Consider the following 268-nt stretch of genomic DNA (forward strand, 5'->3'; position numbering starts at 1 on the left):
CTTAGTCTTTCGGTGTGCGGGTTTCTCGCCCGCATTATCGTTACTTATGCCTACATTTTCTTTTGTAACCGCTCCAGCATACCTCGCAGTACACCTTCTACGCTGTTACAATGCTCCCCTACCACTCACAACTTATGTTGTAAATCCATAGCTTCGGTAGTATGTTTATGCCCGATTATTATCCATGCCGAACCGCTCGACTAGTGAGCTGTTACGCACTCTTTAAATGAATGGCTGCTTCCAAGCCAACATCCTAGCTGTCTAAGCA

At 45.9% G+C, this 268-nt stretch carries 1 rRNA gene; it reads right to left on the reverse strand.

Features of this window, described 5'->3' with window-relative positions:
- Window positions 1-268: ribosomal RNA gene (locus tag HC175_RS23775) — 23S ribosomal RNA — on the reverse strand; the annotation flags it as partial.

It is taken from the genome of Salinimicrobium oceani (assembly GCF_012037645.1).